The organism is Arthrobacter sp. T2-23 (genome assembly GCF_055398325.1).
Window position 1 is genome coordinate 881,030 of the sequence record NZ_AP027917.1, and the last position, 24,077, is coordinate 905,106.

The 24,077-nt window shown below is 66.8% G+C and carries 23 protein-coding genes and 1 tRNA gene; 9 read left to right on the forward strand and 15 right to left on the reverse strand.

What is annotated here, in order from left to right:
* Positions 1-3: 3 nt before the first annotated feature.
* The gene (locus ACZ5Z0_RS04095) at positions 4-1,611 is read right to left on the reverse strand and encodes a carboxyl transferase domain-containing protein (RefSeq protein WP_464110001.1); all 1,608 of its coding nucleotides are present in this window, start codon (positions 1,609-1,611) and stop codon (positions 4-6) included.
* 157 nt (positions 1,612-1,768) lie between these two features.
* Between ACZ5Z0_RS04095 and ACZ5Z0_RS04100 the strand changes: the two genes are divergently transcribed.
* Positions 1,769-2,395 carry an SACE_7040 family transcriptional regulator gene (locus ACZ5Z0_RS04100; protein WP_464110002.1) on the forward strand — a complete coding sequence of 209 codons (627 nt, stop codon included), beginning with the start codon at positions 1,769-1,771 and terminating at the stop codon, positions 2,393-2,395.
* 194 nt (positions 2,396-2,589) lie between these two features.
* Here the strand turns inward: ACZ5Z0_RS04100 and ACZ5Z0_RS04105 are convergent, their stop codons facing one another.
* From ACZ5Z0_RS04105 to pdhA, 3 genes are read right to left on the reverse strand one after another with little or no spacing between them, the layout of a single operon-like run.
* Positions 2,590-3,969, reverse strand: a complete 1,380-nt coding sequence (locus ACZ5Z0_RS04105; protein ID WP_464110003.1) for a dihydrolipoamide acetyltransferase family protein — start codon at positions 3,967-3,969, stop codon at positions 2,590-2,592.
* Positions 3,966-4,976 (reverse strand): alpha-ketoacid dehydrogenase subunit beta, encoded by a 1,011-nt coding sequence (locus ACZ5Z0_RS04110; protein ID WP_138769820.1) that lies wholly within the window; start codon positions 4,974-4,976, stop codon positions 3,966-3,968. Before ACZ5Z0_RS04110 ends, ACZ5Z0_RS04105 begins: the two co-directional genes overlap by 4 nt.
* Positions 4,976-6,154, reverse strand: a complete 1,179-nt coding sequence (pdhA, locus tag ACZ5Z0_RS04115) for a pyruvate dehydrogenase (acetyl-transferring) E1 component subunit alpha (protein ID WP_464110004.1) — start codon at positions 6,152-6,154, stop codon at positions 4,976-4,978. The genes ACZ5Z0_RS04110 and pdhA overlap by 1 nt, the downstream gene beginning before the upstream one ends.
* Before the next feature lie 196 nt (positions 6,155-6,350).
* Between pdhA and ACZ5Z0_RS04120 the strand changes: the two genes are divergently transcribed.
* Positions 6,351-6,824 carry an Lrp/AsnC family transcriptional regulator gene (locus ACZ5Z0_RS04120; protein ID WP_464110005.1) on the forward strand — a complete coding sequence of 158 codons (474 nt, stop codon included), beginning with the start codon at positions 6,351-6,353 and terminating at the stop codon, positions 6,822-6,824.
* Between the two features lie 106 nt (positions 6,825-6,930).
* On the opposite strand, the gene ACZ5Z0_RS04125 is transcribed toward ACZ5Z0_RS04120, so the two are convergent.
* Positions 6,931-8,547, reverse strand: coding sequence for a solute symporter family protein (locus ACZ5Z0_RS04125; RefSeq protein ID WP_464110006.1), 1,617 nt, complete (start codon positions 8,545-8,547; stop codon positions 6,931-6,933).
* On the reverse strand, positions 8,544-8,924 hold the full coding sequence (locus ACZ5Z0_RS04130) for a DUF485 domain-containing protein (RefSeq protein ID WP_464110007.1): 381 nt from the start codon (positions 8,922-8,924) through the stop codon (positions 8,544-8,546). The genes ACZ5Z0_RS04125 and ACZ5Z0_RS04130 overlap by 4 nt, the downstream gene beginning before the upstream one ends.
* Before the next feature lie 182 nt (positions 8,925-9,106).
* Between ACZ5Z0_RS04130 and ACZ5Z0_RS04135 the strand changes: the two genes are divergently transcribed.
* From ACZ5Z0_RS04135 to ACZ5Z0_RS04150, 4 genes are all read left to right on the forward strand, one after another.
* Positions 9,107-10,324 carry a sensor histidine kinase gene (locus tag ACZ5Z0_RS04135; protein WP_464110008.1) on the forward strand — a complete coding sequence of 406 codons (1,218 nt, stop codon included), beginning with the start codon at positions 9,107-9,109 and terminating at the stop codon, positions 10,322-10,324.
* Between the two features lie 63 nt (positions 10,325-10,387).
* Positions 10,388-11,107 (forward strand): LytR/AlgR family response regulator transcription factor, encoded by a 720-nt coding sequence (locus ACZ5Z0_RS04140; RefSeq protein WP_138769826.1) that lies wholly within the window; start codon positions 10,388-10,390, stop codon positions 11,105-11,107.
* Positions 11,104-11,490 carry a DUF485 domain-containing protein gene (locus ACZ5Z0_RS04145; protein ID WP_464110009.1) on the forward strand — a complete coding sequence of 129 codons (387 nt, stop codon included), beginning with the start codon at positions 11,104-11,106 and terminating at the stop codon, positions 11,488-11,490. Before ACZ5Z0_RS04140 ends, ACZ5Z0_RS04145 begins: the two co-directional genes overlap by 4 nt.
* Positions 11,491-11,497: 7 nt before the next feature.
* Positions 11,498-12,964: a sodium/solute symporter gene (locus ACZ5Z0_RS04150; RefSeq protein WP_464110010.1), complete on the forward strand. Its 1,467-nt coding sequence runs from the start codon at positions 11,498-11,500 to the stop codon at positions 12,962-12,964.
* 19 nt (positions 12,965-12,983) lie between these two features.
* On the opposite strand, the gene ACZ5Z0_RS04155 is transcribed toward ACZ5Z0_RS04150, so the two are convergent.
* From ACZ5Z0_RS04155 to rpsB, 6 genes are all read right to left on the reverse strand, one after another.
* Positions 12,984-13,562, reverse strand: a complete 579-nt coding sequence (locus ACZ5Z0_RS04155; RefSeq protein WP_464110011.1) for a DivIVA domain-containing protein — start codon at positions 13,560-13,562, stop codon at positions 12,984-12,986.
* A 100-nt stretch (positions 13,563-13,662) separates the two neighbouring features.
* Entirely contained in the window at positions 13,663-14,580 is a 918-nt protein-coding gene (locus ACZ5Z0_RS04160) for a phosphatidate cytidylyltransferase (RefSeq protein WP_464110012.1), read from the reverse strand.
* Positions 14,580-15,137, reverse strand: a complete 558-nt coding sequence (frr, locus tag ACZ5Z0_RS04165; protein ID WP_138769830.1) for a ribosome recycling factor — start codon at positions 15,135-15,137, stop codon at positions 14,580-14,582. Before frr ends, ACZ5Z0_RS04160 begins: the two co-directional genes overlap by 1 nt.
* A gap of 74 nt (positions 15,138-15,211) precedes the next feature.
* Positions 15,212-15,949 carry a UMP kinase gene (pyrH, locus tag ACZ5Z0_RS04170; RefSeq protein ID WP_349414386.1) on the reverse strand — a complete coding sequence of 246 codons (738 nt, stop codon included), beginning with the start codon at positions 15,947-15,949 and terminating at the stop codon, positions 15,212-15,214.
* Between the two features lie 140 nt (positions 15,950-16,089).
* Complete coding sequence (gene tsf / locus ACZ5Z0_RS04175) at positions 16,090-16,926, reverse strand: translation elongation factor Ts (RefSeq protein WP_138769832.1); 837 nt, start codon at positions 16,924-16,926, stop codon at positions 16,090-16,092.
* Positions 16,927-17,061: 135 nt separating this feature from the next.
* Complete coding sequence (rpsB, locus tag ACZ5Z0_RS04180; protein ID WP_138769833.1) at positions 17,062-17,958, reverse strand: 30S ribosomal protein S2; 897 nt, start codon at positions 17,956-17,958, stop codon at positions 17,062-17,064.
* 430 nt (positions 17,959-18,388) lie between these two features.
* Between rpsB and ACZ5Z0_RS04185 the strand changes: the two genes are divergently transcribed.
* Positions 18,389-18,907 carry a murein hydrolase activator EnvC family protein gene (locus ACZ5Z0_RS04185; protein WP_464110013.1) on the forward strand — a complete coding sequence of 173 codons (519 nt, stop codon included), beginning with the start codon at positions 18,389-18,391 and terminating at the stop codon, positions 18,905-18,907.
* Positions 18,908-18,979: 72 nt separating this feature from the next.
* Here the strand turns inward: ACZ5Z0_RS04185 and ACZ5Z0_RS04190 are convergent, their stop codons facing one another.
* On the reverse strand, positions 18,980-20,170 hold the full coding sequence (locus tag ACZ5Z0_RS04190; protein WP_464110014.1) for an acyl-CoA dehydrogenase family protein: 1,191 nt from the start codon (positions 20,168-20,170) through the stop codon (positions 18,980-18,982).
* A gap of 1,077 nt (positions 20,171-21,247) precedes the next feature.
* Between ACZ5Z0_RS04190 and ACZ5Z0_RS04195 the strand changes: the two genes are divergently transcribed.
* Complete coding sequence (locus ACZ5Z0_RS04195) at positions 21,248-21,667, forward strand: hypothetical protein (protein WP_464110015.1); 420 nt, start codon at positions 21,248-21,250, stop codon at positions 21,665-21,667.
* Between the two features lie 119 nt (positions 21,668-21,786).
* Positions 21,787-22,146, forward strand: coding sequence for a hypothetical protein (locus tag ACZ5Z0_RS04200; RefSeq protein ID WP_464110016.1), 360 nt, complete (start codon positions 21,787-21,789; stop codon positions 22,144-22,146).
* 503 nt (positions 22,147-22,649) lie between these two features.
* Here ACZ5Z0_RS04200 and ACZ5Z0_RS04205 read toward each other — a convergent pair.
* Positions 22,650-22,723: transfer RNA gene (locus ACZ5Z0_RS04205), tRNA-Ile, on the reverse strand.
* 134 nt (positions 22,724-22,857) lie between these two features.
* The gene (locus ACZ5Z0_RS04210) at positions 22,858-24,057 is read right to left on the reverse strand and encodes a glycosyltransferase (protein ID WP_464110708.1); all 1,200 of its coding nucleotides are present in this window, start codon (positions 24,055-24,057) and stop codon (positions 22,858-22,860) included.
* Positions 24,058-24,077: the final 20 nt, after the last annotated feature.

The window sequence follows — 24,077 nt, forward strand, 5'->3', positions numbered from 1 at the left end:
GGCTCACATCCGGAACAGGCCGAAGGAGGTCTCCGGCAGCGGGGTGCGGGAGACGACGTCGAGCGCCAGTCCCAGGACGGTGCGGGTGTCCGCGGGGTCGATTACGCCGTCATCCCACAGGCGCGCGGTGGAATAGTACGGGCTGCCCTGGTCCTCGTACTGGGCCTTGATCGGGGCCTTGAAGGCTTCCTCGTCCGCGGCGGACCATTCCTCGCCGCGGGCCTCGTACTGGTCCCGTTTGACGGTGGCGAGCACGCTGGAGGCCTGGTTGCCGCCCATTACGGAGATCCGGGAGGCGGGCCACATCCAGAGGAATCGCGGCGAGTAGGCCCGGCCGCACATCGAGTAGTTGCCGGCCCCGAAGGACCCGCCGATCACGACGGTGAGCTTGGGCACCCGGGCGGTGGCGACGGCCGTGACCATCTTGGCGCCGTTTTTGGCGATCCCGCCCTGCTCGTAGTCCTTGCCGACCATAAAGCCGGAGAGGTTCTGCAGGAAGATCAGCGGGATGCCGCGCTGGTCGCAGAGTTCGATGAAGTGCGCGCCCTTGAGCGAGGACTCGCTGAACAGCACGCCGTTGTTCGCCACGATGCCCACCGGGTGGCCGTGCAGCTTGGCGAAGCCGGTGACCAGGGTGGTGCCGTAGTTCTTCTTGAACTCGTGGAAGCGGCTGCCGTCCACCAGCCGGGCGATGACTTCGCGCACGTCGTACTGGGCGTTCACATCCGTGGGGACGGTGCCGTAGAGCTCGTCCGGGTCGGCCACGGGTTCGACGGCGGTGTCCACGTCCCAGACGGGCGCCGAGGGCTTCGGCAGGGTGGAGACGATGTCGCGGACGATCTGGAGGGCATGCTCGTCGTTCTCGGCAAGGTGGTCGGTGACCCCGGAGATTTTCGAGTGCACGTCCCCGCCGCCGAGTTCCTCGGCCGTGACGATCTCGCCGATGGCGGCCTTAACCAGCGGCGGGCCGCCGAGGAAGATGGTGCCCTGGTTGCGCACGATCACGGTTTCGTCGCTCATCGCGGGCACGTAGGCGCCGCCGGCGGTGCAGGACCCCATGACCGAGGCGATCTGCGGGATCTTCGCCGCCGACATCTTGGCCTGGTTGAAGAAGATCCGGCCGAAGTGCTCCTTGTCCGGGAAGACTTCGTCCTGCTTTGGCAGGAAGGCGCCGCCGGAGTCCACGAGGTAGATGCAGGGCAGCCGGTTCTCCAGCGCGATTTCCTGCGCGCGAAGGTGCTTCTTCACTGTCATCGGGTAATAGGTGCCGCCCTTGACCGTCGCGTCGTTGGAGATGACCAGTACCTGGCGGCCGTGGACCAGGCCGATCCCGGCAATCACGCCGGCGCCCGGTGAATCGCCGTCGTACATGCCGTCGGCGGCCAGCGGGGCGATTTCCAGGAAGGGGCTGCCGTCATCGAGCAGACGGTCGATGCGTTCGCGCGGCAGGAGCTTGCCGCGGGCCACATGGCGTTGCCGGGACTTTTCCGGTCCGCCCAGCGCGGCGGCGGCGAGCCGCTCTTTCAGCTCCCGGGCCAGGCCGAGCTGCGCCTCGCGGTTCGCGGCATAGCCGGCGCTGCCGGCGTCCACCTGGCTGGCGATTGTCTCCATTGACTGCTTCCGTCCTCGGCCGTCGTGCCGGTGCCCGCACTCGGGGTCCGGCGATTTCGGTTAGTACCGCATAACTGAGATTTAGGTTAGTCTCTATTAACTGTGATGTCCAACACAGCACAGTTAAAACGGGACATTCGAGAAGAGGGAGACGCCGGTGACCGAGTCCAGCCAGACCACCCAGCGAAGCCAGGCCAAGGAGAACCGCCGCAAGGCGCTGCTCACCGCGGCCGCCGCCCTCTTCGCCGCCGACGGCTTCAACCGGGTTTCGCTGGAGGACCTCGGCGCCGCGGCCGGAGTCAGCGGCCCGGCCGTCTACCGCCACTTCGCCGGCAAGCAGGCCGTCCTCGGCGCGCTGCTGCTCAGCGTCAGCCAAGACCTGCTGGAGGGCGGCCGGAGCGTGGTGGAGGGGTCCGCCGGCCCCGCCGCGGCCCTCGCCGGCCTGGTTGAATTCCACGTCGACTTCGCCCTCAGCAACCCGGACGTCATCCGGGTCCAGGACCAGGACTTCAGCAGCCTCGACGAGGACGACGAGGCCGAGGTCCGTACCCTGCAGCGCAACTATGTGGAGCTCTGGGTGGACGTCCTGGCCGGCCTGCATCCGGACACCGACCCGGCCGAGCTGCGGATGCGCGCCCATGCCACCTTCGGGCTGATCAACTCCACGCCGCACTCGGTGCGGAACCACGGACGGCGGATGGCGCTCAAGCGGGCCCGGCCGCTCCTGGAAAGCATGGCGCTGGCCGCCCTGATGGCGCCGGCCACCCCCCGCCCCCTCGGCTGACTGCCCGCTGCTTGCCCTGGCAAGCGCACGCCGCCGCTTGCTCCATCGCGGTGCGGGACGTTCCGTCGCGCTCCGGGGGCACTTTGGCGCGGAAACGCCGACAACCAGCGCCCCGCCATCGAAAATTGCCCTCAAAGTGCCCCCGGACGGCAAAGGCCGGGCACCCATGACGTGGATGCCCGGCCCCTTTGTGGCTAGACCATCGCGAGCGCCATGCCGGGATCGGCGAGGATGGCTCCCAGGTCCTGCAGGAACCGGGAGCCCTGCTCGCCGTCCACCAGCCGGTGGTCGAAGGACAGGCTCAACGTCATGACCTGGCGCAGCGCCACCTCATCCTGGTACTCCCACGGCATCTTCCGCACCGCGCCGAGGGCCAGGATGGCGGCCTCGCCGGGGTTGAGGATGGGCGTGCCGGAGTCGATGCCGAAGACGCCGATGTTCGTGATGGAGATCGTCCCGCCGGAGAGGTCCGCCGGGGCGGTCTTGCCGGCCCGCGCGGTCTCGGTCAGCTCGGTCAGCGCCGTGGAAAGCTCCAGCAGCGACATCCGGTCCGCGTCCTTGATGTTCGGCACGGTCAATCCCCGCGGTGTTGCGGCCGCGATGCCCAGGTTGACGTAGTTGAACTGGACGATCTCCTGGTTGGCTTCGTCCCACCGCGCGTTGAGCGTCGGGTGGTTGCGCAGCGCGATCAGCACGGCCTTGGAGACCAGGGTCAGCGGCGTCAGCTTGTACCCCGCGAAGGCCCGGCTGGCCTTGAGCCGGCCCAGCAGTTCCATGGTGGGCGTGACGTCCAGGGTCAGGAACTCCGTGACGTGCGGAGCGGTGAAGGCGCTGGACACCATGGCCGCAGCGGTGAACTTCCGCACGCCCTTGATCGGGGTCCGGGTTTCCCGCTCGCCCGGGCCACGGGCCGGGGCGGCTGCCTGGCCAGCCAGTTCCTGCGGTGCCACCGGAAGGTCGCCGCCGCCAACGAAGTTCCGCACGTCATCGCGGGTGATGAGGCCGTGCTCCCCCGTGCCGGTGACGGCCGCGAGGTCGACGCCGAGGTCCTTGGCGAGCTTGCGCACCGGCGGCGTGGAGCGTGGACGCTCGGCTCCGGCGCCGTCGGCGGATGCCGGCGCCTGGGGCTCGGCCGCAGGCACTGTTGCCGCAACCGGGGCCGGGGCAGCCTCGGCGGCGGGTGCGGCCACGGGGGCTGCCGCGGCGGCGAAGCTGCGGGCACGGCGCGCCGGCCGGCCGGAGCCTTCCAGCACGGCGCCGTAACCCACCAGGTTCGGCTCCCGCTTGGCGGGGGCTTCCCCGGAGCCGGAGGCACCGTCGTCGCCCTCCACCTCGAACGAAACGATCGGCTTGCCGACCTCCACCACGGTGCCCGGCTGTTCATGCAGCGCCGTCACAACCCCGGCGAACGGCGAGGGCAGCTCGACGACGGCCTTGGCGGTTTCCACCTCGGCGATGATCTGGTTGAGCGTGACGGTGTCCCCCACGCCGACCTTCCACGCGACGATTTCTGATTCCGTCAGGCCTTCGCCGAGGTCCGGAAGCCGGAATTCCTTGATCATGGTGGCGGTCATCCTTCCAGCCCGCTAAGGGAGTTGGGGCGGCCCAGGGCCCGGTCGACGCCGTCGAGGATCCTGTCCAGGCCCGGCAGGTGGTGCATTTCAAGCTTTGAATATGGGTACGGGACGTCGAAGCCGGTCACCCGGACGGGCGCGGCCTCGAGGTGGTAAAAGCAGCGCTCAGTGATGCTGGCGGCCACCTCAGCGCCGAGGCCGCCGGACTGGCTGGCCTCGTGCGTAATGACGAGCCGCCCGGTCTTCCGGACCGAGGCTTCCAGGGTCGCGAAGTCCAGCGGGGCCAGTGAGCGAAGGTCGATCACCTCGATGGAGACGCCCTCATCGGCGGCCGCGAGGGCGGCGTCGCGCGCGGTCTTGACGAGCGGGCCGTAGGCAACCAGGGTCACGTCGGTGCCCTCGGTGACCACGCGCGCTTTCTCCATGGACAGGGCGGCGGAGAGGTCGAGCGACTCGTCCACCTCGCCCTTGTCGTGGTAGCGGCGCTTGGGTTCGAAGTAGAGCACCGGATCGTCGGAGGCGATAGCCTGCTGGATCATGGTGTGGGCGTCCTGCGGGTTGGAGACGCTGATGACGCGCAGGCCGGAGGTGTGCGTGAAGTAGGCCTCGGGCGATTCGGAGTGGTGTTCCGGTGAGCCGATGCCGCCGCCAAACGGGACGCGGATGGTGATGGGCATCTTCACGGCGCCCTGGGTGCGGTAGTGCATCTTGGCGACCTGGCTGACGATCTGGTCGAAGGCCGGGTAGATGAAACCGTCGAACTGGATTTCCACCACCGGGCGGTAGCCGCGGTAGGCGAGGCCGACGGCGGTGCCGAGGATGCCGGATTCGGCCAGCGGGGTGTCCACCACGCGGTGCTTGCCGAAGTCCTTTTGCAGGCCGTCGGTGACGCGGAAGACGCCGCCGAGGGCGCCGATGTCCTCGCCCATGAGGATCACCTTGGGATCGTTTTCGAGGGACTTGCGCAGGCCCGAATTAATGGCTCGGGCAAAGGTCATCTGCGTCATCAGCGTGCACCTTCTTCGGAAGCGGCTTCTGCGGGATCGCCGAAGGAAGCCAGGTAACGGGCGTAGTGGTCCCGCTGGCGGTCCAGCGGGGAGTTGGGCGTGCTGTAGACGTGCTTAAAGATGTCCAGCGGCTGCGGCTCCGGCATGTTGATGGTGCCGGCGCGCAGTTCTTTGGCCACCGCGTCGGCCTTGGCGGCGACGGCGGCAACGAGGTCGTCGGTGAGCAGCCCCTTGCGCTCGAGCAGCTTCTTGAGCCGTTCGATCGGGTCCTTGGCGGCCCAGTCCTCGAGCTCGTTGGCGTCCCGGTAGCGGGTGGGGTCGTCCGCCGTCGTGTGCGGGCCCATCCGGTAGGTGACGGCCTCGATGAAGGTGGGTCCGCCGCCGTGGCGGGCGCGGTCGATGGCGATCCGGGTGGCGGCCATCACGGCCAGCACGTCGTTGCCGTCCACGCGCATGCTCGGAATGCCGAAGCCGGAGGCGCGGTCCGCGATCTGGATGTGGGACTGCAGCATCACCGGCTCGGAGATGGCCCAGTGGTTGTTCTGGCAGATGAACACGACGGGCGCCTGGAAGCTCGCCGCGAATACCATGGCCTCGTTGACGTCGCCTTCGCTGGTGGCGCCGTCACCGAAGTAGGCCACGGCCACCGAATCGGCGCCGTCGTTCTGGATGCCCATTGCGTACCCGGTCGCGTGCAGCGACTGGGCGCCAATGATGATCTGCTGCGTCGCCACGTTCACGGTGTAGGGATCCCACCCTGCCAGGGCGTTGCCGCGCCAGGCCTTGACGATGTCCGCCGGCTGTACCCCGCGGACGTAGGCGACGCCGTTGTCCCGGTAGCTGGGAAAGACGAAGTCGTCGTCCCGGAGGGCCCGGGCCGAGCCGATCTGGGAGGCTTCCTGGCCCAGCAACGGGGGCCAGAGGGCCAGCTCGCCCTGGCGCTGCAGGGCGGTGGCCTCGGCGTCGATGCGGCGGATCGCCACCATGTCCTCGTAGAGCGCGGCGAGCTGTTCGTCGCTGACGTCCTGGACCCAGGAGTCGAACTCCGGATTGCTTACGCGTTCACCCCCCGGGGTGATGAGCTGGACGAGATCGCCGCCCGAGCGCCTGTTTGATTCTGCACTGTTCCCGGGGCCGCCGGCGGCAATGCCGCCCTTGCCCGCGTCGTCGGTAAACACAGTTTGTCCGCAACCTTCTGACGTCGTCTGACCCTGCCCGCGGGACTCGTGATCCCTGCGCGCGACGGCCACCCGGGCGCCGTTGCCCCGGATAATTGTGACCCTACTCACAACAGCCATTGGGTACAACCACCCTCGAAAAAATTGAGCATTCTGCCCTGCCAGCCACGTTTGGACCGTGCTAATCTTGCGCATTATGCAACCCTTGGATGGCACCGACACCCGCCTGCTTTCGGCCATGGCCCGGGACCCCCGGCGGACCGTCGTGGCGCTGGCCCAGAAGCTCGGCTTGTCGCGGAACACGGTGCAGGCCCGGATGGCCCAGCTGGAGAAGAAACACGTTTTCCTCTCCTTCGAGCGGCGCATCAATCCGGCCTCGCTGGGTTACCCCTTGATGGCGTTCATCTCCGTGCACGTCCAGCAACAGAAGCTCGGACAGCTGGCCGTGGATCTGGCCGGCATCCCGGAGATCCTGGAGGGCTACGGCCTCACCGGCTCGGCCGACCTCCTGCTGAGGGTGGTGGCGCTCGACGCCGAAGACCTGTTCCGGATCAACGGCAAGATCCTCTCCTGTGACGGCGTGGACCGCACCGACACGGCCCTGGCCATGAGCGAGCTGATTCCGTTCCGGATCCAGCCGTTGCTGGAACGCGGCCCGGCGGACGCCTGACGAACAGCGCCGGAGCCCGCCGGCAGTCAAGACTTAACGCGAAGGAACCCCCGCGCAACGGCGCGGGGGTTCCTCGTTGCCAGTGCCGGCGGGACCGGCCAGGGCCCTAGTGGCTGGTGGCCTTTTCGGCGCCGACCCCGGTCAGGGAGCGGACTTCCATCTCGGCCTGCTTCGTGGTGTCTTCGAGCTTCTTGTCCAGGACCGTGCCCAGCCAGCCCAGGAGGAACGCGAGCGGGATGGAGACGATGCCGGGGTTGCTCAGCGGGAAGATCGCGAAGTTTGCCCCCGGGATCATCGAGGTCTTGGAGCCGGAAACCACCGGGGAGAGCGCGATCAGGATGATAGCGGAGCCGAGGCCGCCGTACATGCTCCAGATGGCGCCCTGGGTGGTGAACCGCCGCCAGAACAGTGAGTACACGATCGTCGGCAGGTTGGCCGAGGCCGCCACCGCGAAGGCCAAGGCCACGAGGAAGGCGACGTTCTGGCCGTTGGCGAAGATGCCGCCGATGATTGCCAGGATGCCGATCACCACCACGGTCCTGCGGGCCACCTTGACCTCGGTGTCCGCGTCGGCTTTGCCCTTGGCGAGGACGTTGGCGTAGATGTCGTGCGCGAAGGACGCAGCGGCCGTGATGGTGAGGCCGGCGACCACGGCCAGGATGGTCGCGAACGCCACTGCGGAAATGAAGCCGAGCAGCAGCGGACCGCCAAGGTGGAAGGCGAGCAGCGGGGCGGCCGAGTTGACCCCACCCGGGGCGCCCTTGATGGTGTCGGCGCCGACCAGCGCCGCCGCACCGTAGCCCAGGACGAGGGTGAACAGGTAGAAGATCCCGATCAGCCAGATGGACCACACCACGGACTTGCGGGCTTCCTTGGCGGTCGGAACCGTATAGAAGCGCATCAGCACGTGCGGCAGGGCGGCGGTGCCCAGCACCAGAGCCAGGCCCAGGGACATGAAGTCCAGCTTGGACGTGTCCGACTTGCCGTACTGCAGGCCCGGGTTGAGGACGGCCGGGTTCTTGGCCGTTTCCGCGGCGCCGCCGAGCAGGTCGGAGAGATTGAAGCCGTAGATCGCGAGGACCCAGAAGGTCATCACGGCCGCGCCGGCGATCAGCAGCATGGCCTTGATGATCTGGACCCAGGTGGTGCCCTTCATGCCGCCGATCAGGACGTACATGATCATCAGGGCGCCGACGACGATGATCACCAGCGCCTGGCCGCCCCAGTCGCTGATGCCCAGCAGCAGCGAGATCAGGCTGCCTGCGCCGGCCATCTGGGCCAGGAGGTAGAAGAAGCAGACCGCCAGGGTGGAGATGGCAGCGGCGATGCGCACCGGACGCTGCTTGAGCCGGAAGGACAGCACGTCGGCCATGGTGAACTTGCCCGTGTTGCGCAGCAGTTCGGCCACCAGCAGCAGCGCGACGAGCCAGGCGACGAGGAAGCCGATGGAGTACATGAAACCGTCGTAGCCGTTGATGGCGATGGCTCCGGTGATGCCGAGGAAGGACGCGGCTGAAAGGTAGTCGCCGGCGATCGCGGTGCCGTTCTGCGAACCGGTGAACGAGCGGCCGGCGGCGTAGTAGTCGGCCGCCGTCTTGTTGTTGCGGCTGGCGCGGAACACGATCACCATGGTGACCGCGACGAAGAGGGCGAAGATGCCCATGTTCAGCAAGGTGGTGTCTTTGAGGGCGGCGACGTTGACCGCGGGGACCATTAGTGTCATTTTGCCGTTCCGCTCACTGGGTTGCCGTGCTTGTCGAACTCGTGGCCTTCGATCTCATGGCGGATCTCTGAGGCGATCGGGTCCAGTTTCCGGTTCGAGTAGCTGACGTACCAGCCGGTGATGGCGAACGTGGACACGAACTGCAGCAGGCCCAGGATCAGGCCGACGTTGATGTTGCCCCAGACCTTGGTGGACATGAAGCCCACCGCGTAGTCGGCCAGCAGGACGTAGGCGAAGTACCACAGCAGGAATGCGATGGCCATCGGGAAGACAAAGCTGCGGTGACGTTTGCGCAGTTCCTGGAACCGCTCCGTCGACTGGACTTCCTTGAAGTCCACGGGCGCCGCTGCGTCCGCATGTTGGGCGTCGTGACCCATCGTTCCTCCTCATTGAGACTGGCGAGCCACCGCCGGGTACCCCGGGCCCCGGAAAATAGCCCTCCGGCGCTGTGTGACTGCAATCACTGTGCATCGTGACGCGCATTACATTCCAGCACCGCCGGCCTTCCCGTCGCTCAACGGCTGCGATGCTGCGCTCAACGGCGCGCTACGCTGGCAGCATGCCGGACTCCCCCCTGTTTACCGCCGCGGCGATCGCCGTGATCGCCCTGGCGATCGCCGTCGTCGTGGCCGTCGGACTCAAGGTCCTGCGTTCCTTCCGCGAACTGGGCACCGACGTCGAACGCGCCACCTACAAGACTCTGCACGCCGCCTCCCGGGCCGGGCAGTATCTGCGCACCGGCCTCAACCCGGTGGGCGCGGCGAAAGCGAGCCGGCAGCTGCGCAGCCTGCTTGGCTGCGACGCCCTGGCGATCACCGATACCACGGGCGTGCTGGCCTGGGACGGCGCCGACGAGGCGCTCAAGCCCGCCCTGATGGGACTGGCTGCCAAGGTGCTCGAGGGCGGCCACACCGCCGTGATTCCGGCCGGGGAACTGCAACTGCTCGCCGCAGGCGGGGCATCCCGGCCGCTGGCGGAGGGCGTGGAGCGCGCCGTCGTGATCGCCCCGATCAAGGCCGGCACCCGGGTGGTGGGCGTGGTGGCCGCCTTCGCCCCGGCCGCGGGCGCGGGGCTGGTCCGTGCCACCGGCGAAGTGGCCGACTGGGTGGCGACGCAGGTGGAGCTGGCCGAGCTGGACGCCTCCCGGACCCTGCTGATGGAGGCCGAGGTCCGTGCGCTCCGGGCCCAGATCAGCCCGCACTTCATCTACAACTCGCTGAACGCGATTGCCTCCTTCATCAACACCGATCCGGTGCGAGCCCGGGAACTGGTGGTGGAGTTCGCCGACTTCACCCGCTATTCCTTCCGCCGGCATGGCGACTTCACCACCCTCGCGGAGGAACTGCGGTGCATCGACCGCTACCTGTTGCTGGAGCGGGCGCGTTTCGGCGAGCGGGTCCAGGTGAGCCTGCGGATCGCGCCCGAGGTGCTCAGCACCGTCATCCCCTTCCTGAGCCTGCAGCCGCTGGTCGAGAACGCGGTCCGGCATGGCCTGGAGGCCAAGGAGGGCCCGGGACACATCACCATCACGGCGAACGATTCGGGCGCCTTTGCCGAGGTGACCATCGAGGACGACGGCGTCGGCATGGATCCGGAGAAGCTGCGGGCCGTCCTCGCCGGGCATGGAGAGGGCGACCATGTGGGGCTGCGGAACGTCGACGCCCGGCTGCGTCAGGTCTACGGCGAGGACAACGGCCTGGTCATCGAGACGGCGCCGGGCGAAGGCACGCTGATCACCATGCGGGTGCCCAAGTCCCAGCCGCGGCATGACGCCTGAGCCCGGCACAACGCCCGGCCCCGCCGGCGCCGGTGGCGCGCGCTGCGGCGGTACCCTAGGACCATGATTAACGTCCTCGTCGCCGATGACGAGCTGCCTGCCGTCGAGGAGCTGGCCTTCCTGCTGGGCCGGGACGACCGGATCGGCGCCATCCACCGCGCTTCTTCCGGCGCCGAGGCGCTGCGCGCCCTGGAGGCCGAGGACGTCGACGCCGTCTTCCTGGACATCCACATGCCGGCCCTCTCCGGTCTCGACATCGCCCGGGTGATTTCCCGCAGCAGCCGGCCGCCCGCCGTCGTCTTTGTGACCGCGGACGAGGACTGCGCCCTGGAGGCGTTCGAACTGGCCGCCGTGGACTACCTGCTCAAGCCGGTTCGCGCCGAGCGGCTGGCCAGATCGATCGGCCGGATCAGCGAGCTGATCCGCGACGGCGCCCCGCCGCCGGAGATGATCACCGTGGACCTCGGCGGGACCACCAAGATGATCCGGCGCGACGACGTCACCTATGTCCAGGCGCAGGGCGACTACGCCCGGCTGCACACCGCCGACGCGAGCTACCTGATCCGGGTGCCGCTGGCGGACCTCGAACAGCAGTGGGCCGACGCCGGCTTCCTGCGCATCCACCGTTCCTACCTGATCGCCCTGAGCCACCTCAGCCACATGAAGCTCGCCGCGGCGCGTCCGAGCGTGACCGTGGCCGGCGCCGAGCTGCCGATCAGCCGCCGGCACCTGCCGTCCGTCCGGGAGAAGCTCGAGGCGACCCGGATCCGGCCGCAGGCATGACCCGGGTCCGGGTCACCGCGCCTCGCAGCTTTGAGGCAGCCGGCAGCAATGGCGGCAGCATTGCCGCCGGCCGCTCGGCCATCGACGCGCGCGAGGCCGCCGAGGAGTCCGACGCCGGACAGGTGTTCGTCCGCTCGCTGATCCGTTCCCAGCTGCGGCTCGGCATCGTGGTGGCGGCGGGGTTCCTGCTGATCCTGTTGTCCTTTGCCCTGATGCTCGGGCTGGTGCCGGGCCTGGCTGAGCTGCGGATCGCCGGGCTGCCCTTCGACTGGGTCCTCCTGGGCGCCGGCATCTACCCGGTGATCGGGCTCAGCGCCTGGCTCTACGTCCGCACAGCGGCCCGGAACGAATCCCGTTACCGCGATCTCGCCGGGGACAAGTGAGGCGCGGGTGAACCCGGTCGTCGGCATTGCGGCCTTCGCGGCCGTCTCCTTGGCCACTGCCGTGATCGGCTTCTACGGGCTGCGGATCTCACGCACCACCGGGGACTTCTACGTCGCTTCCCGCACGGTGCGGCCCTGGTGGAACGCCTCGGCGATCGGCGGCGAGTACCTCTCCGCGGCCAGTTTCCTCGGCGTCGCGGGCCTGATCCTGCTCTCCGGCACCGACGCGCTGTGGTACCCGGTGGGCTACACCGCCGGGTACCTGATGCTCCTGCTGTTCGTGGCCGCGCCGCTTCGGCGCTCCGGCGCCTACACGATTCCCGACTTCACCGAGGCCCGGCTGGATTCCCGGGCCGTCCGGAGGGTGACGAGCTTCGCGGTTGTGGTCGTCGGCTGGCTCTACATCGTCCCGCAACTGCACGGGGCGGCGCTGGCCATCCGGATCACCACCGGGCTGCCGGCCTGGGTGGGGCAGGTGGCCGTCGTCGCCGTCGTCTGCGTGACCGTGGTGTCCGGCGGGATGCGCTCCATCACTTTCGTCCAGGCGTTCCAGTACTGGCTGAAGCTCACCGCGCTGGCGGTGCCGGTGCTGTTTATCCTGTTCGTGCTCGCCGGCAACGGCTCTCCGGCGGTCGCCGAATCGAACGTGAACCCGACGGCGCTGGCCCCCGCGGGGCCGTACCAGAACATCTCCCTGCTGGTGGCGCTGCTGTTCGGGACCCTCGGCCTGCCGCACGTGCTGGTGCGCTTCTACACCAACCCGGACGGGCAGTCGGCGCGCCGGACCACGCTGATCGTACTGGGCCTGCTCTCGGTCTTCTACCTGTTCCCGACGGCGTACGGGCTGATCGGGCGGATGTTCGCCCCGGGCCTGGCGCAGAGCGGGCAGGCGGATGCCCTGGTCCTGCTGTTGCCGGGACGGCTGGTCGGCGGCGCGGCCGGGGACCTGCTCTCCGCGCTTGTGGTCGCCGGGGCGTTCGCCGCCTTCCTCTCGACCACCTCGGGCCTGGTGGTCTCGCTGGCGGGCGTCATCAGCCAGGACATCCTGGGCGGCAGCGTGCGCGGGTTCCGGCTCGCCGCACTGCTCTCGGCGGTAGTGCCGCTGGGGATTGCGGCCATGACGGATTCCACGGCGCTGGCCGGCAGCGTGGGCCTGGTTTTTGCGTTCACGGCCTCGACCATCTGTCCGGTGCTGTTGCTGGGCATCTGGTGGCGGGGACTGACCGACACCGGCGCGATCGCCGGGATGCTGACCGGGGCCGTGTTGTGCGGCGGGGCCATGCTGGCCGGCGCCGTGCTGGGCCCCGCTGGAACACCACCATGGCTCGCGCAACCCGCCGCCTGGACGGTTCCGGCGGCCTTCGCGGTGATGGTGCTGGTTTCCCGGGCCACCCGTGACCGGGTCCCGCGGACCATCACCCGGCTGATGACCCGGTTGCACACCCCGGAACGGCCGCTGGCGACCGAGCGGTGAGGCGTTGGGAGGTGGCGCGTCAGTCGATGGCGGCCATGAGTTCGACGACGCGGTCCAGGAAGGCGTCGACCTGGCTTTCCTCGTAGCCTTCGCGCCCGACGGCGGGCCGGAAGGTGGCGCGGCGGACGTTGTCCACGCTGAGCGGCTGGTCCTCTTCGAGGTAGCCGATCAGCTCGTGGCAAAGGTCGTCGACGTCGGTGGTGTTGTAGCTGCGCACCTTGCCCTTGGCTGGGCGCCGGAAGCGCTGCCCGTCAGGGCGGTGCAGGCGGCCGCGGAGTAGGCCGGCGAGGCGGCCGATGTCGCGCAGCCAGGCGTCTTCGCCGCGCTCCGCGATGAGTTCATCGCGTTCCCGGCGGGCCAAGGCGTCCTCCAGGCGGTCCAGGGCCGCGTCCACGCCGGCGGCCGCGTAGCCACCCTTGACCGGGTCGAAGGACACCGCACGGACGTCGGCGCTCTTGATCGCCCGTGACGCGGCGTGCGGTGTTTCAAACGATACCCGTGCGCGCTGCAGGAACTGGTCCACCTGCTTGGCGTTGTAGCCGTACTGGTTCCGCTGCACGCGGTCAAAGGAGGCAGGGATCTGCCGGTGAATGTCCACTGTAACTATGTTTCCTTCGAGGCCGTTCGGCTCTGGTAGCGCCAACTTCGGGGTGTTTGCCCGGCACTATTCTAGGTGCCGGGCGGGGGCGGGTGCTCCCCTAGCCGCCGGCGGCGGCGAAGATCATAAACGCCACCGGAGAGGCGAAGACAATCGAGTCGAGTCGGTCCATCACTCCCCCGTGGCCGGGCAGGCTGTTGCCCATGTCCTTGATGCCGAGCTCGCGCTTGACCATGGACTCGGCCAGGTCGCCGGCCGTGGCTGCGGCCACCAGTCCCACGGCCAGGGCCGCACCAAACCACCACGGCTGACCGAGGAAGAAGATGCTGGCCAGGACGCCGACCATCACGGCGCCGGCAACCGACCCGCCGAAGCCCTCCCAGGACTTCTTTGGACTGATCTTCGGCGCCATCGGGTGCTTGCCCAGCGAGGCGCCCACGAGGTAGCCGAAGGTGTCATTGGAAACGACCAGCAGCAGCAGGGTGCCGATCTGCCAGGCGCCGACGGGTACGACCCCGCCGGGCCACGGCCCGATCGGAGCTGCCCCGCCGGTGGCGTGCAGCGGCAGCACGGCGAAGCTGATCAGGAACGGTACCCACGCCAGCGTGAAGACGCCGGCGAAGATGCTGCGCGCGGACCCGGCCGCCCCCTCCAGGGAGCGCCACAGGAGGACCGCGACGCTGCTGAGCAGCAGCGCGAAGAGGAGGCTTTCGGTGCCGCCGAAGTAGGCCGCGAGCGGCATCGCCACGGTGCCCGTCATGGCCGGGATGATCGGCAGGCGCGTGCCGGATGCCTCCAGCGCCCGGAACACCTCCCAGACGCCGAAGATGGCGAAGGTCGTGACGATCAGCACAAAGGCCAGGGGCAGGAACAGCAGGCCGCCGAGCACGGCGAAGAGCATGGCAAGGCCGACCGCCGTCGCGGCAGGAAGGTTCCTGCCGGCTTTGGGCGTCGGGTTCTTCCGCTCTCTCCCCCGCGCACGGACGCGCGGTCCGGACGCCTGCTGTTCGTCCGCCATCAGACCTCGAGCAGCTCGGCTTCCTTGCGCTTGAGCAGCTCGTCGATGCCGTCGACGTGGGCCTTCGTCAGGGCGTCGAGTTCCTTCTCGCCGCGGGTACCCTCGTCCTCGCCTGCTTCGCCGTCCTTGACCAGCTTGTCCAGGGTTTCCTTGGCCTTGCGGCGGATGTTGCGGATGGACACCTTGGCGTCCTCGCCCTTGGACTTGACGATCTTGACGTATTCCTTGCGGCGTTCCTTGGTCAGCTCCGGGATGGTGATCCGGATGACGTTGCCGTCGTTGGAGGGGTTGGCGCCCACCTCGGAGTCGCTCAGCGCACGTTCGATGTCCCGCAGGGCGGTCTTGTCGAACGGCGTGATGAGGATGGTGCGCGCATCCGGGACGGCGAAGGAGGCCAGCTGCTGCAGCGGCGTCGGTGATCCGTAGTAGTCCACTAGGACTTTGTTGTACAGGCCCGGCGTCGCGCGGCCGGTGCGGATCGAGGCGAAGTCTTCCTTGGCTACCTCAACCGCCTTGTCCATCTTGTCCCCGGCTTCGAGCAAGGTTTCTTCGATCACGTTCTCTCCTCAGAAATTGGTGCGCGCCCCAGTGCCCGGGGAGCTGAACTGTCCTAAAAACATCCTAGCCGCAGCTAGGGGGTGACGACGGTGCCCAGGTCCTCGCCCCGGATGGCCCGCGTGACGTTGCCTTCACCCTCCATGCCGAACACCACCATGGTCAGGTTGTTGTCCTTGCACATCGTCATCGCGGTCTGGTCCATGACCCGGATGTCGCGCCGCAGGGCCTCGTCGTAGCTGAGGCGGTGCAGCTTCTCCGCGGTGGGGTCCTTCTTCGGGTCGGCCGTGTAGACGCCGTCGACCCCGCTCTTGGCCATCAGGACGACGTCGGCGTGCACCTCCATGGCGCGCTGCGCCGCGACGGTGTCGGTGGAGAAGTACGGCAGTCCGGCGCCGGCGCCGAAGATCACGACGCGGCCCTTTTCCATGTGGCGGATGGCGCGGCGCGGAATGTAGGCTTCGGCCACCTGGCCCATGGTGATGGCACTCTGCACCCGGGTCTCCACGCCGGCCTGTTCCAGGAAGTCCTGGAGGGCGAGGCAGTTCATCACGGTGCCTAGCATCCCCATGTAGTCGGCGCGGGAGCGGTCCATGCCGCTCTGCGACAGTTCGGCGCCGCGGAAGAAGTTGCCGCCGCCGACGACTATGGCCACCTCGACGTCCGGGACGGCCGCCGCGATCTGCTTTGCTACCCCGCGGACGGTGTCCGGGTCAACGCCCAGTTTGCCGCCCCCGAAGACCTCGCCGGAAAGCTTCAAGAGTACGCGGCGCCTGGTCTTCTTTGGCTGGGCAGAATTGTTGACGGTATCCATGGTGCCTTCCCGTTGGTGAGCTCTGAAAAAGGGTATCGTGCCGGGGACCAAAGGCAGCATTCGGCCTGGGTGGCCCGCGTTTTGCGGGTGCATGCAAAAGGGGCGGCCACCGCAGTGACCACCCCTTCAGCGGAGCTTAGTTAGGAACCAACGCGGAAACGCGTGAATGCGGTTGCCTTGACGCCGGCCTCTTCGAGGACCTGCGCGACGGACTTCTTGGCGTCCTTGGCGAACGCCTGGTCAACGAGGACCTCGCCCTTGTAGAAGCCGGTAACGCGGCCTTCCACAATCTTGGTCATCGCTGCTTCGGGCTTGCCCTCGGCCTTGGCGGTTTCCTCGGCGATGCGGCGCTCGGACTCGACCAGCTCGGACGGAACGTCCTCGCGGGTCAGGTAGTTCGGGGACATCGCGGCGATGTGCACGGCGACGTCGTGGGCGGCGGTTGAAGCAGCTTCACCTTCGCCGTCAACAGCGAACAGCACGCCGACCTGGGCCGGGAGGTCCTTGGAGGTCTTGTGCAGGTACGCGTCGACCGTGGGGGCCTCGATGCGGGCGATGCGGCGGACGACAACCTTCTCGCCCAGCACTGCGCCTTCTTCGATGACAACCTCGGAGAGCGGCTTGCCGTCTACCTCGGTGGCCAGCAGGGTGTCGAGGTCGGCAGCGCCGGACTCGACAGCAACAGCGAGCACCTTGTCGGCGAGCTGGATGAACTTGTCAGCCTTGGCGACGAAGTCGGTCTCGCAGTTGACCTCGATCATCACGCCGACGCCGCCGTCGACCTTGGCAGCAACCAGGCCTTCTGCGGTGGAGCGGCCTTCGCGCTTGGTAGCGCCCTTGAGGCCCTTGATGCGGATGATTTCGATGGCCTTCTCGGCGTCACCGTTGGCTTCGTCAAGAGCCTTCTTGACATCCATCATGCCGGCGCCGGTGCGCTCGCGCAGAGCCTTGATATCAGCGGCAGTGTAGTTCGCCATGTGAACCCCTCTGTCTAGAAATTTGTGTGGTGTACGGACTGACAGGACGGCCGCTCACCGTCGGTGAGCCGCCATCCTGTCAGTACCCCGTCCGCTGCATGCAACGGTTGGGGAGATCCAGATTTATTTGTCTGACTACTTGGCTTCGTCGGCGGCCGGAGCAGCCTCGGCAGCGTCAGCGGCCGGAGCCTCTTCGGCGGCGGGAGCCTTGGCGGCTTCCGGAGCAGCAGCTTCAGCGGCGGCCGGAGCGGCGGCCTCTTCGGCCTTGCTGCCTTCGAGGAGCTCGCGCTCCCACTCGGCCAGCGGCTCTTCCGGAGCTTCCGTAGTGCCGGTGGCGCGCTGGTTGCGGGCGATGAGGCCCTCAGCAACGGCGTCGGCGACAACGCGGGTCAGCAGGTTGACGGAGCGGATGGCGTCGTCGTTGCCCGGGATCGGGAAGTCGACTTCGTCCGGATCGCAGTTGGTGTCCAGGATGGCAACAACCGGGATGTTCAGCTTCTTGGCCTCGTCAACGGCGAGGTGTTCCTTCTTGGTGTCGACAACCCAGAGGAGCGAAGGCGCCTTGGTCAGGTTGCGGATACCGCCGAGGTTGGTCTCCAGCTTGGTCAGCTCACGGCGAAGGAGCAGCAGTTCCTTCTTGGTGTACGCGGAACCGGCGACGTCGTCGAAGTCGATCTCTTCGAGTTCCTTCATGCGCTGGATGCGCTTGGAAACCGTCTGGAAGTTGGTCAGCATACCGCCGAGCCAACGCTGGTTGACGTAGGGCTGGCCGACGCGGGTGGCCTGCTCGGCAATGGCTTCCTGTGCCTGCTTCTTGGTGCCGACGAAGAGGACGGTGCCGCCGTGTGCAACGGTGGCCTTCACGAACTCGTAGGCACGGTCGATGTAGGACAGCGACTGCTGCAGGTCAATGATGTAGATGCCGTTGCGCTCCGTGAAGATGAAACGCTTCATCTTCGGGTTCCAACGACGGGTCTGGTGTCCAAAGTGGACGCCGCTGTCAAGCAGCTGGCGCATAGTTACGACGGGCATGCCGACGCTCCTTCCGGCAGGTCATTCATGAGAGGGCCCAAAGGCTCTCTTACCCTGCCAATAGTTGACGGTTATTTAGCAACACCCGGTCGGGCGTTCCTCCTGGCATCCACCGCACCCCTCATCCGGACCCTGGGGGCCGGACCGTAAGAGGCGCAGTCCTCCGCACCCGGAAGCCGGGCTTCGGACAGGGAGGGCTGGATACGCGTAGTCAGCCACTGCTCCCGCACTCCTGAATGAGACGTGCTGCCCGTCCATATGAATGGAAGTAGGCATGAGGGCACAGCAAACTGCTCCACCAAGTGTACTACAGCGGACCCGCCTGTAAGGACGGTTCTCATGTCTCCAAGGGGGTGGAAATCCACGGCGGAAATCCACATAGGCCAACCGGGATCTACCCCGTCACGACCGGCCGGCCGAAGCTGGCGGCATGAGGGTTTCAATCGTCCCGGCAGCAGTGCTGCTCATCCTGGCCCCTGCGCAGGCGGCTCCACCAGAATCCCCGGCCGGAGGCTGGAGCTGGCCGCTCTCCCCCAGGCCTGCAGTGCTCCGCTCGTTCGCGCCACCGGACCGCCCGTGGCTCACCGGCCACCGCGGCGTGGACCTGCGGGCGGCGTACGACGGCGCCCCGGTCACCGCTCCGGCGCCGGGCCGGGTCAGCTTCGTGGGCGTGGTGGTGGACCGCCCGGTGCTCACCATCGACCACGGCAACGGCCTGCGAAGCAGTTTCGAACCCGTGGAAAGCACCCTCCGGCCCGGCGACGCCGTGGCCGAGGGTGCGGTGCTGGGACGGGCGCTGCCCGGCCACTGCGGCGGGACGCCTTGCATCCACTGGGGCGTCCGGCGCGATGATGCGTACCTCAATCCGCTGGCCTTCGTGATGGACCTGCGGCCCTCCATCCTGCTTCCGCCCGTGGACCCCGGCTCGGGGCTGGGCGGCTCCGGATGAAGGGCCGCAAGGGTGCTGCGCAGAACGGCCTGTGTGGTCCGCCCGGCCGCCGGCAGCTTAGACGAGTACCGCCTACACGATGGCCGAGATACCGGTGATGGCCCGGCCGGTGACGAGGGTGTTGATCTCGTGCGTGCCTTCGTACGAGTAGATCGCTTCGGCGTCGGAGAAGACTTTGGCCATCTCGTAGTCGGTGACGATGCCATTGCCGCCGAGGAGGCTGCGACCGATGGCGACGCTTTCGCGCATCCGCGCCGTGGTGAACGCCTTGGCCAGGGCGGACTGCTCGTCCTTGGCCTCACCGGCGTCCTCGAGCTGGGACAAGCGGACCATCATGCCCATCGAGCTGACGGCGTTGCCGAGCATCTGGACGAGCTGGTGCTGGACCAGCTGGAAGGAGGCGATCGGGCGGCCGAACTGGCTCCGTTCGACGGCGTAGCGGCGGGCGACGTCGAACGCGGCGAGCTGCTGGCCGACGGCCTGCCAGGCGACGGCCAGGCGGGTGACCTTCAGGACCTTGTTGGTGTCGCGGAAGCTGTTGGCATTGGCCAACTTGAAGAAGTCGGGCACCACGACGTTGTCCAGGGTGATGTCGGCGTTCTGGACCGTGCGCAGCGAGATCTTGTTTTCGATCTTGGTGGCACTGTAGCCCTCGGTCTTGGTGTCCACGAGGAAGCCCTTGACCTGGTTGTCGGCAAGGTCGCGGGCGTAGATGACCACCCAGTCGGAGAACGTTGCGTTGCCGATCCAGCGCTTGGCGCCGTTGAGGATCCAGCTGTCGCCCTCGCGCCGGGCCGTGGTGCGGGTGCCGCCGGCGACGTCGGAGCCGCCGAGGGGTTCGGTCAGCCCGAAGGCGCCGATCTTCTTCAGCGAGTAGATGTCCGGCAGCCAGGCCTCCTGCTGCTCCTGCGACGCGAGCGCCTCGATCGAACCGGTGAAGAGCCCGTCGTGCACACCCATGAAGGTGGCGATGGAGGTGTCGGCGCGGGTTGCCTCCGCGTGCAGGATCCCGGCGAAGAGGTTGGAGTAGCCCTGGCGCTTGACCGGGCTGACCAGGTCGATTTCCGCCAGCTTGGGAATCAGTTCCATCGGGAACTCGGCGCGGTTCCAGCAGTCCACGGCGATCGGCTTGACCTCGCGGGCCAGGAACTCGCGGACCTCCGCCAGCCGGTCCTGTTCCTTGCCGCTGAGCAGCTGCTCGAACGCGAAGAAGTCGCCGTCCGCGTAGGGCAGGTTGTTGATGTCGATTGCAGCTTTGGACATGTCGTTCCTTCACTCGTGATCAGCAGCGATCAAAAGGGCGCGGGCAGCGCGCCGCAGTTATGTTACTCATGAGTAACTTACCGCAGTATTCGGCCGGGTGGCAAGTGACGGGGCACACGCCTTGCACAACGCACAACGGGCCACGGCCGGCGCGTTAACGCCTGCGGCGGCCCCGTGGACGCGGACTGTTCGGGAGATTCCACGGACATTCCGCGGATATTCCCCAAGGGGGGGTAGGGCTACTCGGACTTGAACCGAGGACCTTAGGATTATGAGTCCCGCGCGGCATGCAGCAGGCGGATGGCACGCTGTCCAGTACCCGCAAGAACATTAGCGACCTGGCGTTCACCGGCGATGGATGGTACCGCACAGCGCAACCTCACCGACAGAACACTCTGCAGTGACACCGTAGTGACATGGAGAGCTGGTGTCGGGTTGGCTGGACGGGACTGGACTACCGGTGCCGCGTTGATGCCTTCGGAAACGTCTGACTCTGGCTTTCCCGGCGTGCTGTAGCTGGCAGCCCCGCGTTGCTGCTCTCCGGGCTTAGCTGTGCCGTTGCGCAGCTCGCGTCACTCCAGTGCGCGATAGTGCCTTAGAACGGTTGTCAGCAGCATTGTTATGACTGTTCCATGAGGACTAGTATGACCGCATCACCCAGCTTCCTCATTATTGAGGATGAGGGGCACATTTCCCGCTGAAACGCGCTCAAGTCTCTCGTCTGAGAGCAAAAACACCTGCGAGGGGCAGGCATCAGCCTAATCGGCTCATGCACGGAATAATCCGCAAATATTGGGGCTACCTCTCATGACTCGCTCACTGCGCCATGTTATTGATGCTCTCGCAGCATCAGTTTCTGCTCACATTCTTGTGATGGCAGGCAACCTTCAATGGTTGCCACGGCGGCAAATTGTGACCGAAACCGTGCGGCACGCGACAGACATCCTTTCTGAAAGCGGAAGAAGGCAAAGCTTCACTGCTGTCATTGTTCTGTCCGGGAACGGCAAACCATCCTGAACGGGCGTCGTGCCGGAGGTCAATGACCCGCACCGTCGCCAGTGATGAAAGAGGATCACGATGAGACGCAAAATCACTACCGCACTGATCTCCCTGGCAATGCTGGTTCTAGGGACGGTCGCCATCGCTCCACCAGCCAACGCCTCGTCCAAGAACTTTTACTGCCTCGTGAACCAAGACGGAACCCCATATGCAAACCTGCCCGCGACTGTCCAAGTGAGCTGGGACTACACCAATTGGGATGGCGTCTTGTCCATGACAACAGGGGCAAACGGATGTGGTTCGTACACGCTCTCTGGAAGCTACATGAACATGTACTCCCGCGTGATGGCGTACACCGACTTGCCTACCCCGGACGGACAGGGCGGAGCAATGATGTACTGGCTTGGTTACAGCCAGTGGACCGCATATCCGGGAGAAGCTGCTGCTGACTTAGGGACCGGCATCGTCGTCTGCACAAGTTGGGCGACACAATGTTGACGAACCGTAGGTATCCTGCCCGTCTCACCGCGCTGGCCACATCTTGGAGCAGGGGTCTCAAGCGAAGAATTACTACGGCGCTGATTTCCTTAGCGATGGTTGTGCTGGGAACTGTTGTCGTGGCACCACCTGCTGACGCGGCAGCAGGTGGATATTTTTGCTTCAGCTACTACAACGGGTACGCCTATTACAACGAGCCCGTCTATATCGAGGTAAGTGCCGACACGGTGAACTGGACCAGCATCTTGACCATGCAGTCCGATACCAATGGGTGCGGCGGCTTCATCCTTTCGGGCGATGACGTCAACATGTACGTCCGGGCAGAAGCGGCGCAGAGCATGGCGGGTCCGCTCGGAGGAGTATCGGCGGTCTGGACCGGCGTCAGCCCGAACATTGGGAATCCGGGCGTGGGAGTGGCGAACCTCGGATGGGGAGTCGTCGTCTGCACGACCCGGACGGTGTACGCCTGCCAGTCGTAAGGCGAATCTAAAACTCACGGCTTGGGGGTGGTGGCGCCTACCGCCAGGTCGCTGCGACGTCCACCTTCGGTCTACCCAGGCTCCCAGCGCCCGCTCCAAGCTAGAGGGCAAGCATCTTCTCTTTGCAGTCCCCCCGATGTGCGTCCTTGAAATCCAGTCCCCCACAGCAAATCGCCCGGAGGCAAAATGACTCCGGGCGATTTGCCGCCTGACTATCGCCGGAACAGGACGCGTGCAATTCTTCGTATGCCTGAAACTCCCGGATAGAAGCGCAGGAAGTCAACAAAGGCGACAGTCACAGGCACCAGGGTGGAAGAGCGGTTGTTCAAAGTAGCCACCGAAGACGCGGCATGCCACGAGTCATATACCAAGAAAGCACCCGCCCTCATGACTGGGTCAGAACGGGTGCCTTACCTGTGGATAACTTCGCGTAGTGACAAGTTAGTGCCACGAAGTCCCACGGGATGATCCTGAGACAGGCTGAAACCCGCAGGATCTAGGTGTAGGGCTACTCGGACTTGAACCGAGGACCTTAGGATTATGAGTCCCGCGCTCTAACCAGCTGAGCTATAGCCCCGTAGGCCCGGACGGCCGGCCCTTGCGGGCCGGTCCATGCCGGGCAAAAACACTCTAGCAATAGTAGTCGCCCCGCCCCGGCGGACGGGCGCCGTGGGCGACGCGCCGGCCTGTGCCGCGAGTGCCGCGTGCCGCCTAGACGACGAGGTCGTCGTAGCTGGCCCCGCGGTAGATGTCCTCGAAGGTCTGCAGGGTGCGCTCGATGCTGTGGCTTTCCACCATGCTCCGGCTCGCCTTGCCCATGGCAGCACGCTCGGCGGCGGGAAGCGACAGCACACGTTCGATCTTGGCGGCCAGGTCGTCGCTGTCGTTCGGGGTGAACAGGAAGCCGTTCTCGCCGTCGCGCACCAGGTGCGGCAGGGCCATGGCGTCGGCCAGCACCACCGGGGTGGACGCGGACATGGCTTCCAGGGTCACGAGCGACTGGAGCTCGGCGGTGCCGGGCATGCAGAACAGGTCCGCGCTCAGGTAGGCGCGGCGCAGGTCCTCGTCGCTGGCCAGGCCAAGGAATTTCACACGGCCCTGCAGGCCGAGACGCTGGACCTGGGCCTCGAGGGCGGGCCGCACCTCGCCGCCGCCGACGATTTCCAGGTGGACGTCCAGCGCGGGCGGAGTCTTGGCCACGGCATCGATCAGCACGTCGATGTGCTTCTCCTCGGCGAGGCGGCCGACAAACAGCACGGTGGGGCTGGCATGCGGCGCGGCTTCCTCGCCGGGCTGCAGTTCGTAGGCGGCCGCGTCAATGCCGTTGGAGAGCGGCAGCACCTTACGGAGGAAGGCGTGCTCGTGCATGGCCTTCGCGGCGAGCGGCGTGGGGGTCGTGACGACGTCGGCCTGGCCCATGACCTTGCCCATGTCGCGCCAGGACACCCGGCCCACGATGTCTTTAAACCACTGCGGGAACGGCAGGAACGGGTTCAGGTTCTCGGGCATGAAGTGGTTGGTCGCGACAATCCGGATCCCGCGCTTCACCGCCTCGTAGAGGACGTGCTCGCCGATCATGTAGTGGCTCTGGATGTGCACGACGTCGGGCTGGATGCGGTCGAACAACAGGCCGATTTCCTTCTTGATCTCCCACGGGAAGGTGATCCGGAAGTACTCATGGGTCGGGACCGAGTGCGAGCGCAGGCGGTGCACGGTGGCCTCGTCGCGGAACTCGCTAAAGCTCCTGCCCTTGCTGGGCCGGCACGCGAGGACGTGGACGTCATGCCCGCGCCCGGTCATGCCCTTGGCCAGGCGGTAACCGAACTGAGCGGCACCGTTGACGTCCGGTGGGTAGGTGTCCGCGGCAATCAGGATGGTCAGTCGTTTGCCGGGTTTGTCGTTCTGGGGCATGGTCACGGGGATAGCTCCTG